The sequence below is a fragment of the Arthrobacter sp. ISL-48 genome (genome assembly GCF_018613805.1).
GTDB lineage: Bacteria > Actinomycetota > Actinomycetes > Actinomycetales > Micrococcaceae > Arthrobacter.
Genome location: NZ_JAGGPL010000009.1, coordinates 1 through 16,148 on the forward strand (window position 1 = coordinate 1; position 16,148 = coordinate 16,148).

Annotated in this window: 11 protein-coding genes and 1 rRNA gene; 8 read left to right on the forward strand and 4 right to left on the reverse strand. The window is 66.2% G+C overall.

Annotation, left to right across the window (positions count from 1 at the left end):
• Positions 1–23: 23 nt before the first annotated feature.
• The 5 genes from rrf (at position 24) to J7E83_RS10635 (ending at position 6,102) form a co-directional block, all read left to right on the forward strand.
• Positions 24–140, forward strand: a 5S ribosomal RNA gene (rrf, locus tag J7E83_RS10615).
• A gap of 379 nt (positions 141–519) precedes the next feature.
• Complete coding sequence (locus J7E83_RS10620; protein ID WP_214961838.1) at positions 520–807, forward strand: HU family DNA-binding protein; 288 nt, start codon at positions 520–522, stop codon at positions 805–807.
• 99 nt (positions 808–906) lie between these two features.
• The gene (locus J7E83_RS10625) at positions 907–3,069 is read left to right on the forward strand and encodes a cytochrome c oxidase assembly protein (RefSeq protein WP_214961840.1); all 2,163 of its coding nucleotides are present in this window, start codon (positions 907–909) and stop codon (positions 3,067–3,069) included.
• On the forward strand, positions 3,069–5,051 hold the full coding sequence (locus tag J7E83_RS10630; RefSeq protein ID WP_214961842.1) for an NHL domain-containing thioredoxin family protein: 1,983 nt from the start codon (positions 3,069–3,071) through the stop codon (positions 5,049–5,051). The genes J7E83_RS10625 and J7E83_RS10630 overlap by 1 nt, the downstream gene beginning before the upstream one ends.
• A gap of 235 nt (positions 5,052–5,286) precedes the next feature.
• A complete protein-coding gene (locus tag J7E83_RS10635; RefSeq protein WP_214961843.1) occupies positions 5,287–6,102 on the forward strand; it encodes a DUF559 domain-containing protein in 816 nt (271 codons plus the stop codon).
• 175 nt (positions 6,103–6,277) lie between these two features.
• Here J7E83_RS10635 and J7E83_RS10640 read toward each other — a convergent pair whose 3' ends face one another.
• Both J7E83_RS10640 and J7E83_RS10645 read right to left on the reverse strand, forming a co-directional pair.
• Positions 6,278–7,270 (reverse strand): hypothetical protein, encoded by a 993-nt coding sequence (locus J7E83_RS10640; protein WP_214961845.1) that lies wholly within the window; start codon positions 7,268–7,270, stop codon positions 6,278–6,280.
• Positions 7,271–7,401: 131 nt separating this feature from the next.
• A complete protein-coding gene (locus J7E83_RS10645; RefSeq protein ID WP_214961847.1) occupies positions 7,402–9,135 on the reverse strand; it encodes a helicase HerA-like domain-containing protein in 1,734 nt (577 codons plus the stop codon).
• Between the two features lie 128 nt (positions 9,136–9,263).
• Between J7E83_RS10645 and J7E83_RS10650 the strand changes: the two genes are divergently transcribed.
• From J7E83_RS10650 to J7E83_RS10660, 3 genes are all read left to right on the forward strand, one after another.
• Positions 9,264–11,048 (forward strand): thiamine pyrophosphate-requiring protein, encoded by a 1,785-nt coding sequence (locus J7E83_RS10650; RefSeq protein WP_214961849.1) that lies wholly within the window; start codon positions 9,264–9,266, stop codon positions 11,046–11,048.
• A 155-nt stretch (positions 11,049–11,203) separates the two neighbouring features.
• Positions 11,204–12,193, forward strand: coding sequence for an LLM class flavin-dependent oxidoreductase (locus J7E83_RS10655; RefSeq protein WP_214961851.1), 990 nt, complete (start codon positions 11,204–11,206; stop codon positions 12,191–12,193).
• Positions 12,194–12,525: 332 nt separating this feature from the next.
• The gene (locus J7E83_RS10660; protein ID WP_214961853.1) at positions 12,526–15,171 is read left to right on the forward strand and encodes a trehalase-like domain-containing protein; all 2,646 of its coding nucleotides are present in this window, start codon (positions 12,526–12,528) and stop codon (positions 15,169–15,171) included.
• On the opposite strand, the gene J7E83_RS21155 is transcribed toward J7E83_RS10660, so the two are convergent.
• Together J7E83_RS21155 and J7E83_RS21160 are read right to left on the reverse strand one after the other, a co-directional pair.
• Positions 15,152–15,538, reverse strand: a complete 387-nt coding sequence (locus tag J7E83_RS21155) for an NAD(P)-dependent oxidoreductase (protein WP_251043744.1) — start codon at positions 15,536–15,538, stop codon at positions 15,152–15,154. The genes J7E83_RS10660 and J7E83_RS21155 overlap by 20 nt on opposite strands.
• Positions 15,525–16,142 carry an NAD-dependent epimerase/dehydratase family protein gene (locus J7E83_RS21160; RefSeq protein ID WP_251043745.1) on the reverse strand — a complete coding sequence of 206 codons (618 nt, stop codon included), beginning with the start codon at positions 16,140–16,142 and terminating at the stop codon, positions 15,525–15,527. The genes J7E83_RS21155 and J7E83_RS21160 overlap by 14 nt, the downstream gene beginning before the upstream one ends.
• Positions 16,143–16,148: the final 6 nt, after the last annotated feature.

Below are 16,148 nucleotides of genomic sequence, written 5' to 3' on the forward strand. Positions count from 1 at the left end.
AACGGGGGGTGCGGAGCAAGGGTTACGGCGGTCATAGCGTGGGGGAAACGCCCGGTCCCATTCCGAACCCGGAAGCTAAGACCCACAGCGCCGATGGTACTGCACCCGGGAGGGTGTGGGAGAGTAGGTCACCGCCGGACAACCATTAGGCTCAGGCCCCGACAACGTCGGGGCCTGACCCATTTAAAACCACCACCCCGAACATCCTGCACCGAACCCGGGGGACGCTCTCTCACTTCCTGCACCGAACCGGGGGACATAAAGCCTCCCCGGCCGGCCGTCGTCAGCCTCAAACCCGGGAGAGCGTCGCGGAAAAAAGCCGGCAGGAAGTGAGAGAGCATCCGCTGTGGGCGCAATTCCCCGCGATATCCCCGGAAAACTAGTGATTTAAGTCAAAAAAACGCGGAAACACGCGGAATTTGCGGACCTCAAGGGCCCAAGCTGGTAAGTTTTCGAACAGTGGCTTGTACGCATGCCGCGTTCAGGCTCCAGAAATCATGACCGTCCAGGAGGACATAAATGGCTAAGAACCGTAGTGAACTTGTTTCAGAGGTAGCGGGCAAGGCTGGCACCAGCCAGGCCGCCGTCAACTCCGTCCTCGATGCACTGTTCGAAGTTTTCGAGACTTCTGTCGCCTCGGGCGAGAAGATCACCATCCCGGGCTGGCTCGCAGTCGAGCGCACCGACCGTGCAGCACGCACCGGCCGCAACCCGCAGACCGGCGAGACCATCCAGATCGCAGCAGGCCACAGCGTCAAGCTGACCGCTGGCTCCAAGCTGAAGGCTGCTGTCGCCAAGAAGAAGTGATCTTCTTCAACAGCAGCAGTGGAGCGGCAACCTGAGGGTTGCCGCTCCACTGCTTTAAGCCGATTCGCCGCGCGGCCACCCGTAGCGGACAATGGATAGGTGCCTTCCGCAGCAAAGTCCCCTTCCGCAGCACCCCGGCCAGCTCCCGATAAAGGAGCGAAGGGCGTGGCTGCCAGCGCCTTGGGGATTTCCCGGCCGTGGCAGGTCGCGGGGCTTGCGGCCCTGTTTCTGGGGCTCGCGGCAGCGCTGCTGTTTTCCGGGGCGGCCGCAGCACGTGCAGTCTCGGACCCGGGGTCGATGGTCCGCTGGGGCCTCCCCATCAGTAAGGCCATCCACAACGTCTCCCTGGCCACAGTGATCGGCGGCCTGATCTTCGCCGTCGCCATCCTGCCCCGAACCTCAGGCCCGCGCTCCCGGGTCACTAACACGGTCAGCGACGGTGAGGCAGCCGAACACCCCGCATTCTCCCGCGCCCTTGCCGTTGCGGCGGCGGCCGGAGCCGCCTGGACGCTATCCGCAGTCGCCGTGCTGGTGTTCAGCTATTCTGACGTCGCCGGCCAAGGGATATCCGGTGACGCCGAATTCACCCGGGCGCTGGTGTACTTCATGACGGACATCGATACCGGGCGTGCGTGGCTCGCAGTAACCATCATCGCGGCAGTGGTGACCACCGCTCTGTTCGGCGTGCGGTCCCAGGGCGGCCTCGCGCTCACGCTGGTCCTGGCCTTGGTGGGACTTGTGCCCACGGCGCTGATCGGGCACTCGTCCAGTTCCTCGGATCACGAGGGTGCCATCAACTCCCTGGGCCTGCATCTGCTGGGTGTCAGCTCCTGGGTGGGCGGCATCGTCCTGCTGGCCTTGTTGTCCGGGATACTGACAGGCTCCAAGCCCGGGGGCGCCGCCGATATCACTGAGCCCACGCTGCGGCGGTTTTCGTCCCTCGCTGGCTTCGCCTTTGTCCTGGTCTTTGCGTCAGGCGTGATCAACGCGACCATCCGCATCACCAGCTGGAGCGACCTCTTCGGCTCCGCTTACGGGCAGCTGATCCTGGCGAAATCCGCTGCCGCCATGGTACTGGGCGGGGTCGGCCTGATGCACCGGCAATGGGTTATTCCCCGGCTGGGACTCAAGGGGTCCACGCTGTCCTCACGGCGGGTTCTCTGGCAGCTGGTTCTGGTTGAACTCCTGGTCATGGGAGCCACCTCCGGCATCGCCGTCGCGCTGAGCCAATCGGCCCCGCCGCAGCCCACCACTTTTGCGCCGGACGCATCTCCGGCCTTCATCCTTACCGGCTACGAGCTGCCGCCGGAGCTGACTCCCATAAGGTGGCTCACGGAATGGCGCCTCGACTGGCTCTGGATAGCTGTGGCGCTCTTCGGGCTTGTTTCCTATTTCCTGGGCGTCGCGAAGGTGCGGCGCCGGGGTGACAAATGGCAGTGGTTCCGGTCGGTGAACTGGGTGATCGGCCTGCTGGTGCTGACCTACATCACGTCGGGCCCGCCGTCGGTCTATGGCCGGGTTTTGTTCTCCGCGCACATGGTGGACCACATGGCGCTGACCATGGTGGCTCCCATCTTCCTGGTTCTCGGCGCTCCCGTGACACTGGCCCTGCGCGCGCTGCCCGCCCGTGGGGATGGCTCCCGGGGACTCCGCGAATGGTTGCTGGTGTTTGTGCACAGTAAGTTCTCGCAGCTGGTCACGCACCCCATTTTTGCAGCCGGCAACTTCGCGGGCTCGATCGTCTTGTTCTACTACTCGGACGCGTTCGGCTACGCCATGCGCGATCATCTGGGCCACGAACTGATGAACCTGCACTTCGCGGTGACTGGCTATATATTCGTGCTGAGCATGATCGGCACGGATCCGTTGCCGCGCCGGGCGCCCTACCCGATGCGGCTGCTCCTCCTGCTGGCCACCATGGGTTTCCACGCGTTCTTCGGCGTAGCCATCATGGGCGGCACAGGGCTACTGGCCGCGGATTACTTCGGCAATCTTGGCCGAACCTGGGGACAGTCCGCTCTGCTGGACCAGCAGACCGGCGGCGCGGTGGCCTGGGGCATCGGTGAGATACCCACCCTGCTGGTAGCCATCGGCGTCGCGGTCATGTGGTCCCGGTCCGATGAACGTGAGACCCGGCGTACGGACCGCGCGGCAGACAGGAATAACGACGCCGATCTGACCGCTTACAACGATATGTTTGCCAAATTGGCCGAACGCGACGCCAAGCTGGCCGAACGCAAAACAAAGCTGGAAGGACGCTGATGAGCGAAACCGTACGCACCCAACTCCGGGTACGCGCCTCCGAACTGGTGGGCCGTAACTGGCTGAATACCGGCGGCAAATCGCTTGACCTGGAAGCGTTGCGCGGCAAGATCGTGCTGCTGGACTTCTGGACCTTCTGCTGCATCAACTGCCTGCACGTCCTTGATGAGTTGCGACCGCTTGAGGATCAGTATTCTGACGTCCTGGTGACGGTGGGTGTGCACTCGCCCAAGTTCGAGCACGAAGCGGATCCGGTGGCGCTGGCTGCAGCCGTGGAACGCTATGAGATCCACCATCCTGTTTTGGACGACCCCGAACTGGACACCTGGAAGGCCTACACGGCCCGTGCCTGGCCGACCCTGGTGGTCATCGACCCCGAGGGCTACATCGTGGCGCACCTCTCGGGTGAAGGCCACGCGGACGGCCTGGCTGTGCTCGTCCCGGAACTGATCGCAGAACACGAGGCGAAGGGGACTCTGCACCGCGGTTCCGGCCCTTACGTTGCGCCGGAAGCCACCTCGGGAACGCTGCGGTTCCCTGGCAAAGCGCTGTACCTACCGGACGGGCGCGGTTCGGCGGGGGCTGCGGATGCGGGACGCCACGGTTCGTGGCTCGTGACGGACACCGGCCATCACCGCCTCGTGGAGTTGGCCACCGACTTCCAGACCGTATTGGGGACTTATGGTTCCGGCACGAAAGGATACTCGGACGGCCCCGCCGCCGGTGACGCAGCGACCGCCCGGTTCAACGAGCCGCAGGGCCTGGTCCTGCTGCCGGAGGACGTGGCTGCCAAGGCTGGCTACGACGTCGTGATTGCCGACTCGGTCAACCACCGCCTACGCGGACTGTCGCTCGCGGACGGGACAGCCACTACCCTTGCCGGCAACGGCGTCCAGCGGCTGCTGGAAACCGGGCCTGCCCGCGTGGACGAGGACGCCGTCGGCTTCACGGGCCAGCTCAGTGAGCACCCGCTGGAGGTTTCCCTCAGCTCACCCTGGGACGTTGTGTGGTCCAAAAAGCTCAACGCCGTGGTGATCGCCATGGCGGGCGTGCACCAGATTTTCAGCTTCGATCCCCTGACCGGCGCCGTGGCGATTGCTGCCGGCAACGGCCTTGAAGGCCTGCTTGACGGTGCGGCCCACGAGGCCTGGTTCGCCCAGCCGTCCGGCCTCGCCGAGGACGCAGACGGCAACATCTGGGTGGCGGATTCCGAAACGTCGGCGCTCCGCAAGCTGGTGATCGGCGACGACGGCACGGTCACCGTGGAGTCCGCCGTTGGCAAGGGCCTGTTCGACTTCGGCTTCCGCGACGGGGAGGCCTCCGAGGCAAGGCTCCAGCACCCGTTGGGCGTCACGGTTCTGCCTGACGGTTCCGTGGCGATAGCGGACACCTACAACGGGGCGGTCCGCCGTTACGACCCGGCTGCCGGCACGGTCTCCACCCTGGCCAGGGGCCTGTCCGAACCATCCGACGTGATCGTGGACCACACCGAGGCGGCCGGCACGGAGCCGCTGCTGGTGGTGGTCGAGGCGAACCAGCACCAGCTCGTGTACGTGCCCATTCCCAAGGAAGCGCAGCAGGTGGACGAGGGCGCAGTCCAGACCCACCGGCCCAAGAGCCCGGTTGCCCCCGGGCCGCTGGAACTGGCCGTCCGCTTCACGGCGCCCACGGGCCAGAAGCTGGACGACCGCTGGGGCGATCCCACGCAGCTGAAGATCTCTTCCACACCGCCCGAGTTGCTCGTGGCCGGTGGCGGCACGTCGGTGGGCCTGCTCCGGACGCTGGAACTCGCGCGGGACATTCCCGAAGGCGTGCTGCACATTACCGCCCGCGCTGCCGCCTGCGACGGACCCGAGACCGAGGACGGCGAGATCCCTGACCACGCCGCGTGCCACCTCTACCAGCAGGACTGGGGCATCCCGGTCTTGCTGACGCACGACGGCGACACGGAGTTGGTTTTGGACCTGCGCGGAATGGACTGATCACCGCCGTCGTACGTTCTTACAAAGGCTGCCGCCTGTGACCGACGTGTCACGGGCGGCAGCCTTTTGTGCGCTCGAACCGGGGCGGACCGCGGATTTCCGGGATTCTTGCTGCGGGTTGCCGGCAAAAGCCTGCCCGGCTTGACGCGGGTGCGGCGGGCCGCGCCTTCGGGGTTGTCCACATACACTGACGGCAGGATGACAGCGCATCCTGCCGCAGCGGCACGATGGCCACGTGGATGTTTTGAGGGCACTGGAGCACTGTGGCGGAGCAGCCCGCCGTCCTGCTTTGGCGCAGCTCGGGATCGACGACGCCACTCTGCGCCGGGCCGTCCGTGCTGGAATAATGCAGCCGGCACGCGGCCTGTATGCCCTTCCGACGGCGTCGTCCGAACTCGTCGCGCTCCTACAGAACCGCGAACTGCTGACGTGCGTCAGCGCCGCTCCTCATTATGGGCTCTGGTCGCTGCAGTCCCCCGGAACGCGGCATGTGTATCACCGCCGTGAGGAGGCAGCCCGGGACGCCGTCCACCACCCCGGCCTGCTCCTCCCGCCACAGGGCAGCCGGCCCGTGGCGGCGTTGGCTGACGTCCTCATTCACGCCCTGCGCTGCCTGCCGTTCGCTGAATCGCTTGTCATGGTGGAATGCGCGGTGTCGAGAGGCGACATGACGCTGGAATTCCTCCGGAAGCGACTTCCCGGCAGGCGCAACGGAAAGGAACGCGAAGTGTTGCGGTGGGTGGACCGGGGCGCCGAATCGCTGCTTGAAACGCTGGCACGCACCTACTTCCGCCAGGCCGGAATCCACGTGGAAACTCAAGCGCACCTGGATCGCGTTGGTTACGTTGACCTCCTCCTCGAGGGCTGGCTAATAGTGGAGTTGGACGGCCGGCACCATGCAGATTGGGCGCAGGTCAAGAAGGACCATCGCCGGAACAATGAGTCCGCGGTCCAGGGATTCACCGCGCTCCGCTATTACTACCAGGACGTTGTGTACAACCCCGCAGACATGGTGGCACAGGTCGTGATGGTCCTGGCCCGGCGGCGTTAGTTGCCGCCCGTCACCAGGAGCAGGGTTTTGGGCACATCGCAGGATCGAATCCGCGGGAATTCAAGGGTTTCCTGGGCTTGAGGACGTAAAAGTGTGCTGGGCGTGACGCCGGAGCCTGGGAGCCCGTGACCCAGCCGGAGCCTGGGCGCCCGTGACCCAGCCGGAGCCTGAAAGCCTAGTAGGTCAGGAGAGGGGTGACCTTGATGGTGTCACCGGCCACGTCCAGGCGAGTTGTGAAGCTGAAGTCCACCTCTGCGCTTAGCGGGAACCAGGCCCCTGTGAAGGAGTTCTGCTGGAGCGCCTCCACCTTCGCCTTGCCGTCCAGCGGTGAAACCACCCAGCGGCCGTCAAAGGGTTCGATGGATACCTCGGGGTAGGCCGTGACGGTCCACTTGATGGTCCCGTCCTTCACCACGTTGTTGCTGGCGAAGTAGAACGGGCAGTCTGGCTGGAGTTTCTGCTGCTTCACGGCGTCGGCCGCGCAGCCGTCCAGGAATTCCCTGACCTTCGCGGCCACGTCATCCTTCAGGTCCTTCGTCGCCTGCGTCAGCAGGTTCAGCGGAGCCACGGGGACGTCGCGGGACGTTACGGTGGCACGGGTAGCGGGGGCGGCGAAGTACTCGCCGTTCAGCGACGCTTCATACTCGCCCGGATAAAACACGGCAAAGGAGTTCCGGCCGCTGGGCATGTTCACGGCTACCCCGTTGACCGTGGCCTCACTGGAATTCACCACAGTGATGTCCAGGGTGGGCAGCCGCGACGGCACGAAAGCCCAGGTGTTGAAGAAAAGCCACTCCGTGCCGGTCTTCTCCAGCAGGAACTCGGTGCGCAACCGGCTGCCGTCGATGGTGTATTCCACGGGCACCACCACCTGGTTGCCGGAGCGTTCCTCGGCGTCGCCGAGGTTCACATTCGCAAGGCGCGAAGAGGCCGTTTTCAGTGCGGTACCGTCCAGCATGGCCGCGTTGCCGGGGGGAACCGCGGCGCGCAGGATGCCCAGAGCCTTACCCCCGTCGCCGTCGTGTAGTGCGTCCAGATATTCGCGGACCGGCTGCTGCGGACTGGCGACTGTGTTGTTCACCAGGTTCACCGCCACGATGGCTGCGGCCACTGCGAGCATGAGGCCCAACAGCCATCCGGCCGCTATCCTCACCAACGCTTGACTCATCTGCACGTCCCTTACGTTACCTGCAAGGCCGGCGAATGCTGATGTTGCCACCGGCCCCTGCGGCGTCGGGTGGCGGTTTCCGGAAGGTCCGACGCCGGCGGATGAAGCTCTCTCGTGTCGCCGGGTTTTGCTTAGCGGCGGCGCCGGGACGACGTGCCGAAGACGCCTCGGAGCAGTTCCCGGCCGAGCTGGGTGCCCATCGAACGTGCCATGCTTTTCAGCTCGCCGCCAAGTGCTCCACCAAGTGCCCCGGCGAGGTCGTCCATCATGCCGCCGGCCGCCGGCGCAGGCTGCTTTGGCGGCCGCCGTGTCCGGCCTGAGCGGGAGGGAGAAGTGTCACCTGAGGCAGCGTCGGACCAAGCAGCGTCCGGCGAAGAAGTCTGTGTTGGCCGGCTGCTGGGCCTGCCGAGGATCTCTTCCTCGATCCTGCGGGCCTCGGCGTCGACGTGGGCCTCGCTGGCACTCCCGGGCACCGGCGGTCCCCCCGGTGCCGCTGGCCCGGTCGGGGCAGCCGCCTTGCCCCTGAGTTCCTCGTAGGCCGAGACATTGTCCACGGCCGTTCCGTACTTGGCCAGCAGAGCTGATCCGGCCACCGTGCTTTTGACGAGTTCGTCGGCACTGGGTCCCATGACTGATTCGGGCGCCCGGAGCCTGGTCAGCGCCACGGGGGTGGGGGCGCCTTTCTCGTTCATGACGGTGATGACTGCCTCCCCGATTCCGGCGGATGTCAGGGTTTCCGCAAGGTCGTAGTCGCTGACCGGGAAGGTGGACACGGTGGCTTTGAGAGCCTTGGCGTCCTGCGGGGTGAAGGCGCGGAGGGCGTGCTGGACCCGGTTGGCGAGCTGGCCAAGGACGTCCGCCGGTACATCCTTGGGCGTCTGGGTGACAAAGAAGATGCCCACGCCCTTGGACCGGATGAGCCTGACCGTGGTGGTGACGGCGTCGAGGAATGCTCTGGAGGCGCCGTGGAACAAAAGGTGGGCCTCGTCGAGGAAGAACACCAGCTTGGGTCTGTCCAAATCGCCCGCTTCGGGCAAGTCTTCGAAAAGGTCCGCAAGCAGCCACATGAGGAACGTGGAAAAAAGCATGGGCTTGGTCTGGAGGGTCGGAAGCTCCAGGCATGTGATCACGCCGCGGCCGTCAGGGGCCGTTCGGAGCAGCTCCGCGGTGTCGAACTCCGGCTCCCCGAAGAACCTTTCCAGGCCCTGGGCCTCCAGGTTCACCAGTTCGCGCAGGATGACCCCGGCGGTGGCCTTGGACAGGCCGCCGAGTTCCTCCAGCTCATCCTTGCCTTCCTCCGAGGTCAGGAACTGGATCACCGCGCGGAGGTCCTTCAGGTCGATGAGCTCCAGGTTCTTTTGATCCGCGAAGTGGAAGACCAGCTGAAGGCTGGATTCCTGGGTGTCGTTGAGCTCCATGACCCGGGACAGCAGAAGGGGGCCGAAGGACGTGATCGTGGCGCGGACCGGAATGCCATTACCGTCGCCGCCCAGGGCAAGAAACTCCACGGGGAATGTCTTTCCGGCCCAGGCCTGGCCGATGCTATCTGTGCGGGCACGGAGTTTCTCGCTGCCCACGGCGGCCGTCGCCAGGCCCGAAAGATCGCCCTTGATGTCAGCGAGGAATACGGGGACCCCGGCGGTGGACAGCTGCTCCGCCATCATGTGCAGAGTGACGGTCTTGCCGGTGCCTGTGGCGCCAGCCACCAGTCCATGCCTGTTCATCATGGCCAGCGGCAGCCGGACCTGGGCTTCCTTATGGAGTTCGCCGTCAATGATGGCTGCGCCGAGCTCGATGACTGCGCCTTCCAGGGCGTAGCCCTGCTGGATGGTGGCAAGTTTCTCTGCTGTGGTTTTTGAGGCCATGCCGCCAGCTTAGCTGGGGCCCCGGCAGATCCTTCGTGAACGCCAGCCGCCCCTCGACACAGTTCGGGGGCGCCGCTAGGTTGTTGAGGAGACCGAAGATCCCGGAATCCCCAACGCTGGAGGCTCCCATGGCTGAACGACTGGTAGCGGACCTGATCGTTGATCGGCTCAAGGCCTGGGGCGTGGAACGCGTCTTTGGCTACAGCGGCGACGGCATCAACGGTTTCATGGGCGCGCTGCGGCGGGCGGGAGCAGACGTTGAATTCGTGCAGGCCCGGCGTGAGGAGACAGCCGCGTTCATGGCGGTGGGGCACGCAAAATACACAGGGAGGGTCGGCGTCGTAACCTCCACCCAGGGCCCGGGCGCCGTCCACCTGCTCAACGGCCTCTATGATGCCAAGCTCGACGGCGTGCCAGTGGTGGCGATTGTGGGCCAGCAGTCCCGCAGCGTGCTGGGTTCGGCCTACATGCAGGAGATCGATCTGGCCACGTTGTTCAAGGACGTGGCGGCGCAGTTCGCCCAGCTGGTCAGCACCCCGGAGCAGCTGCCCATGGTGTTGGACCGGGCCTTCCGGACAGCCCTCTCCACCCGCTCGCCCTGCGTGGTGATCGTCCCGCACGACATCCAGTCAGCGCCCGCCCCGGACCTGGAGCAGGGACACGGGATCGTGGTCACGGCGCCACGCTGGAGCCCACCGGTGGCCGTGCCGCGTGAGGAGGACCTGGCAGCCGCTGCTGACATCCTCAACGCGGGCCGGAAAGTGGCGCTGCTGGTGGGCCAGGGTGCCCGGCACGCCAGCGAGGAAGTACTGGCTATCGCGGAGAAGCTCGGGGCAGGGATCTCCACCAGCCTGCTCGGCAAGCCGTATGTGGACGAGACGCTGCCGTTCGCCGTCGGGACAATGGGCCACCTGGGCAGCACGGCAAGCGCCCACCTGCTCGCAAACTGCGACACCCTGCTGATTGTCGGCTCCAATGATCCCTGGACCGAGTTCTATCCTCCTCCCGGCGCAGCCCGGGCCGTCCAGATCGACCTCGACGAACGTAAAATCGGCAACCGCTACCCGGTGGAAGCCGGCCTGCCGGGCGATGCCGCACCGACCCTTCGGGCCCTCACCGACAGGCTGACGCCGCGTGATCCCGGGCCATGGAGGGAGGAGATTGAACATCAGGTCCGTCTATGGCGGGAACTGGCTGCCGAGCGGGCAGGGATAAAGGGGCAGGCCGTCAATCCCGAGCTCGTCGTGCGGGAGCTCAGCGGAAGGCTGCCGGACAACGCACAGCTCAGCGTCGACGTCGGCAGCTGCGTCTATTGGTACGCCCGGCAGTTGGTTCTGCCCCGCGGCGTGCCCGCCCACCTGTCCGGGACCCTGGCCAGCATGGGTTGCTCCATCCCTTATGGCATCGCGGCGAAGCTGGCCTGTCCGGACCGGCCGCTTGTGGCCCTGGCCGGTGACGGTGCCATGCAGATGGCGGGGGTGGCCGAGCTGATCACAGTGGCACACCGTTGGCGGCAATGGCAGGATCCGCGGTTCATTGTGTGCGTGTTCAACAACCGCGACCTGGCGGAGGTGACGTGGGAACAGCGCGAGACGGAAAGTGAACCAAGGTTCGGCGACAGCCAGGACATCCCGGACTTCCCGTACGCGGGCTATGGCGAGCTGCTGGGCCTGACGGGGATCAGGGTTGAAGCTCCCGAGCAGCTCGCCGCTGCCTGGGATCGCGCCTTTGCGGCGGATCGGCCGGTGGTGATCGAGGTGCTGACCGATCCGGACGTTCCGTTGCTGCCACCGTTTCCCGCGGGCGCGGAGAAAGCCGAGAGCATGCGGGCCGCCCTCGCCGCAGAGGGTGAGGGCGGCCGCGGAGCTTCCCGGCTGCTGGACATCTACACCGCCCAGGAAGGGAAAGTCTAGCTACTTTTGATGAGCGGCTCACGGATGCACAGGCATTGCCTCAAGCAAAAAAGCAGCCTGCAGAAATAACCCGGGTGCCGGCGTCGTTGTCTACATTGTGCCCGCCCGACCAGGCAGGCACAGACGACGCAACGCTTTGAAAGGCCGGCACTGACGTGACGCTTCCCCTCTCCATTCTTGATCTGGCAACCATCGGCAAAGGCCAGACGGCGGCGGAGAGTTTCGCGGGCAGCGTTGCCATGGCGCAGCGCGCCGAGAAGCTGGGGTACCGGCGGATCTGGTACGCCGAGCACCACAACATGTCCTCCATCGCGTCCTCGGCCACCAGCGTGCTGATCGCCCACGTGGCAGCACATACCGAGAGCATCAGGCTGGGCGCCGGCGGAGTGATGCTGCCCAACCACTCGCCGCTGACCATCGCCGAGCAGTTCGGCACCCTGGAGACCCTGCACCCGGGGCGGATTGACCTCGGCCTGGGCCGCGCCCCCGGGAGCGATCAGAACACCATGCGTGCCCTCCGCCGGGATCCGATGTCCGCGGACAGCTTCCCCCAGGATGTCCTGGAACTGCAGGGATACCTCACCGGCCCCACCCGGATCCAGGGCGTGGAGGCAACGCCGGGCAAGGGCACCAACGTGCCCCTTTACATCCTGGGATCGTCCCTGTTCGGCGCGCGCTTGGCGGCCCAGCTTGGCCTGCCTTATGCCTTCGCCTCCCACTTCGCGCCCAACGCCCTGCAGGAGGCCGTCGCCGTCTACCGCCGCGAATTCAAGCCTTCAGCCCAGTTGGAGTCTCCTCACGTGATCGCCGGAGTGAACGTCATCGCGGCGGATTCCGCGTCCGAAGCGCAGGAAACCTTCCATGCCACCAAGCGCGCCCGTGTCTCCCTGTTTTTCGGCGGCGGGCGGGAGTTCACCGACGACGAGGCGGACATGGTCCTGGACTCCCCGCAGGGGCAGCACGTGTCCCAGATGATGACGTATTCCGCCGTCGGAACCCCTGATGTGGTGATGGATTACCTCGACGAGTTCGCCAAACACTCCGACGCGGACGAGCTCATCGTCGCGCACCAGAGCACCGGAACCGCCGACAGGCTTCGTTCCGTGGAGCTGCTCGCACAGGCCGCCGGGCTCGCGCGGGTCTAGAAACCGGCCGGCCAGCGCGCCCTGCCGTCACGCCCGGCATGCTTTTGGAAGGCACGACGGCGGTCGGCCGCGGATTGTTCCGGCCGGCACCACCGGGCGGCGCAAAACCCTGCTCTGCGTGACGCGCCCCCGGCCGCACCGAACATCCCGCCGCCGGACTTAACACCCCCGCAATCACCGGGACACTCGGGTGAAACTGCCTGCCCGGAAAATGAACAGTGCCCCCTCCGGAGCGCCGTTACGGAATTCCGGAGAGGGGCACCACCCGGTAGTCCGCCAGGAAATCCAGCGGCTGCTGTCCCGGGCAGGTTCTGCCTCGAGGGGTGTAAGGGATGCCAACTCCGTTGAACCAGAGCGTTGCGGACTCCGCGCTGCTGACCAGATCGCTCCCGCTCGGCCTGCTCCGGGCGTTCGTTCAATCCGATGCGGCCGACGACGGGCTCACCCCCACGCTCCTGGCGGAGCTGAAGGTGCTGGCCCGAGTGCCTGGCCTGCTGGTGGCGTGCAACTACGGCGGAACCCTGTGCGACGCCGAAGGAATTTCCACTGAAACCCTGCCATTGGGGAGCGCCGCCATTGCCCTGCGCGCCCTGGCCGCGCTGCCGAACACCCATGCCGCCGTCATTTCCGGGCGCTCGCTACGAGACCTTGCTGCGGTGTCACGCCTGCCGGCGGAAGTGCACCTGATCGGATCGCACGGCTCGGAGTCGGACATGGGCTTTGCCCACGTGCAGTCCCTGGCCACCGAAGCGGCCCTCCAGAAAGTGGCCACGGCATTGTCCGAGGCAGTCGGCTTCCAGAAGGGCATCTGGATTGAACGAAAGCCCGTGGCCGTCTCGGTGCATACCCGCCCGGCCACGGCGGACGTGGTGGAAGCCGTGACAGCGACCGCGCGGGAAATCGCCCGCGCCCATGGGTTGTTCTTTATCGTGGATGGCTCCGTCCTGGATCTCTCGGTGGTGGAACCGTCCAAGGCCGAGGCGCTGGAGAACCTCAGATCCCGGCTCGGGGCCAGCGCGGCGATGTACGCCGGGGATGCCTACAGTGATGAGCTGGCGATTGGAACGCTGCGGGGCCCTGATATGGGCCTGAAAGTCGGCCATGGGGAGACAGCCGCCGCCCACCGGCTCCGCGACCCGGAATCCTTCGCCCGGGTCCTTGCCATCCTGTTTGAACTGCGCCGCGCCTGGCTCTTCGGCGAGGACGCGGTGGGCCTGGAGCGGCACTCAATGATCGGCAACGGTTCCTCAACGGCCCTGGTCACGCCCGACGCCAAGATCTGCTGGATGAGCCATCCTCTGCCGGACTCGGGGTCCCTGTTCGCCCATATCCTGGGCGGCGACGCGGCAGGGCACTTCTCAGTGGAACCGGTCAAGACTTCCCAGGTGCTGGGCCAGCGCTACGTGGACAGCACCATGATCGTGGAAACCAGATGGGCGGATGTGACCGTGACGGACTACCTGGAGCCGGCACCGGATGGCATCACCAGCCTGGTCCGGGTGCTCTCCGGCAGTGGAGCCGCCAGGATCGTGTTTGCGCCCAGGCCGGACTACGCCAACGCCCCGTTCAGCATGGAGGTCCGGGGCGGCGAACTGCACGTGGTGGGTACGTCCGATCCCATCATCCTGCTGGCCCCCGGCGTCCGCTTTGCCATTGCCTCGGACGGCCGGCATGCCACGGCCACGGCTGTCGTGAACCTGCAGGACGGTCCCGTGGTGCTCAACATGCGCTGCGGCGACACTGAGCCGCAGGAGGCTGACCCTGGAGGGGAGACGGAACGGCGCGCCGAGGTGGCACACCATTCGCGCCGTTGGGTACAGGACCTGGAGCTGCCCGGGGTCAAACCGTCCCTGGTCCGCCGCTCCGCGCTGGTGCTCCGTGCCTTGGTCCACGAACCCACCGGCGCCGTGCTCGCCGCGCCTACGACGTCCCTGCCCGAAGGGATCGGCGGGACCCGGAACTGGGACTACCGCTACTGCTGGCTGCGGGACGGCTCCATGACCGTGAACGCACTGGTGGATCTAGGCTCCACCGGGGAGGCTACGGGGTTCCTCAGCTGGCTGGGCCGGATTCTGGAACACGCCCCGGGCCCCGAATGGCTGCACCCGCTGTACTCCGTTACGGGGGCGGCGCTGTCCACCGAGGCCGTGATCGACAGCCTGCCAGGCTACGCCGGATCCCGGCCCGTCCGGATCGGAAACGCCGCGGACCACCAGGTCCAGCTTGACGTCTTCGGGCCCGTCGCCGAGCTGATCCACGCCCTCAGTGAGCGGGAGGGCAGCCTCGCCGATGACCACTGGGAGCTCATGGTGCAGATGGCTTCCGCGGTGCTGGCCCGCTGGCACGAGGCTGACCACGGCATCTGGGAGGCCCGGCGGGCACCGCGCCATCACGTCTACACCAAGGTGATGTGCTGGGTGACCCTGGACCGGGCGCTGCGCACCGCCGCCCGGCACGGCAGGGCTCCGGAACCTTCCTGGGAAACCACGGCCACCACCATCCGGGACGAGGTGCTGCGCGAGGGGTGGGACGAATCGGCGTCGTCCTATACCGTCGCGTATGACAGCCCAGACCTGGACGCCGCCGTCCTGCACATCGGACTCTCCGGCCTGCTGGACGTCACGGACCAGCGCTTCCTTGACACCGTCACCGCCGTGGAACGGGAACTCCGGGTGGGGCCCACCGTTTTCCGGTACAGGTACGACGACGGCCTGCCGGGACTGGAGGGTGGCTTCCATATCTGCACCACGTGGCTCATTGAGGCGTACGTTGCGGTGGGCAGGATCGAGGAGGCCTGGGACCTGTTCGACCAGCTGGTGAACCTCTTCGGGCCCACGGGCCTGCTGCCGGAGGAATACGACCCCGGCACCGAAACGCACCTGGGTAACCATCCCCAGGCCTACTCGCACCTGGGGTTCATCCGCTGCGCGCGCATCCTCGATCAACACCAGCCCATGGTCAGGCCGGCGCGGTCCTGAGCTCCCGGCCACCGGCGTCGAGCTGGCCATCCGAGATGAGCCACTGCAGACCCTCCGCAATCGCCTGGAGCGAGGTCTTGCGGGGGGAGTAGCCCAGCTCCCGCTGCGCCTTTGCGATGCTCATCGAAGGGCTTCGGCTGATGTGGTCATAGGAGGCCTCGGCATTGCCGGGGGAGGTGCTGGACCTGAACTCCTCGAACGGCAGGAACCGGAGGTGCGCCTCCTGCCCGAACCACGCGGCTGCCGCTGTGGCGATGCCCCGCAGCGTCAGCGCTTTTTCGGAGACAACGTGATAGCTGTTGCCTACGCACGCCCCGGGACGATCGAGCGCCCGCTGGAATGCCTGTGCAACGTCATCGGCGTGCACGTGGTGCACCGTTTCCAAAGCCGAAGTTCGGTACGTCCACGGGCTGCCCTGTCGCTAGCCTGTGCCAGACGTCGAGGTCGAAGTTTCCGGCGGCGTTGACCATGGCCCATCCTGGTCCGGTGATGTGCCCGGGATGGAGCACCGACGCCGGGAGGCCTCCCGGCGTCCGCGATTCCGCCAGCAGCAGTTCCTCGATCCGGGCCTTCTGGATTCCGTAATCACCGAATGGATTCCGCGCATCCTCCTCGCGGGTGGGAACCTCCGTTCCCGGACCGTGCACCCAGATGGTGCCGCAGCTGAGCAGCAGCTGCACCCGGCCCCGGAGCGCGGTGATGAGCTGTTCGGCCGAGTCCGGCGTGAAACAGAGCATGTCAATGACGATGTCGGGCCGTAAGTCGGCGATCATGCCGGCGAAGGTTCCCGCCGCATCGCCCTCGGCGCGGTCGATGGCAATGAGCCGGATATCCTTCCAGGCAGGATGCTCCCTGTAGGGCCGCCTGAGAGCGCGGCTGACGGCTATGACTTCATGCCCTGCATCCGCCAGCCGCGGCACGAGGTACCCGCCGACGTGGCCGGTGGCTCCGATAATGACTACGCGGGACATGGGGTT

Excerpts from the sequence above, each read along its gene's own strand:
- J7E83_RS10620 (WP_214961838.1), top strand. The coding sequence starts at position 520 with ATGGCTAAGAACCGTAGTGAACTTGTTTCAGAGGTAGCGGGCAAGGCT.
- J7E83_RS10630 (WP_214961842.1), top strand. The coding sequence starts at position 3,069 with ATGAGCGAAACCGTACGCACCCAACTCCGGGTACGCGCCTCCGAACTG.
- J7E83_RS10640 (WP_214961845.1), bottom strand. The coding sequence starts at position 7,270 with ATGAGTCAAGCGTTGGTGAGGATAGCGGCCGGATGGCTGTTGGGCCTC.
- J7E83_RS10645 (WP_214961847.1), bottom strand. The coding sequence starts at position 9,135 with ATGGCCTCAAAAACCACAGCAGAGAAACTTGCCACCATCCAGCAGGGC.
- J7E83_RS10650 (WP_214961849.1), top strand. The coding sequence starts at position 9,264 with ATGGCTGAACGACTGGTAGCGGACCTGATCGTTGATCGGCTCAAGGCC.
- J7E83_RS10660 (WP_214961853.1), top strand. The coding sequence starts at position 12,526 with ATGCCAACTCCGTTGAACCAGAGCGTTGCGGACTCCGCGCTGCTGACC.
- J7E83_RS21160 (WP_251043745.1), bottom strand. The coding sequence starts at position 16,142 with ATGTCCCGCGTAGTCATTATCGGAGCCACCGGCCACGTCGGCGGGTAC.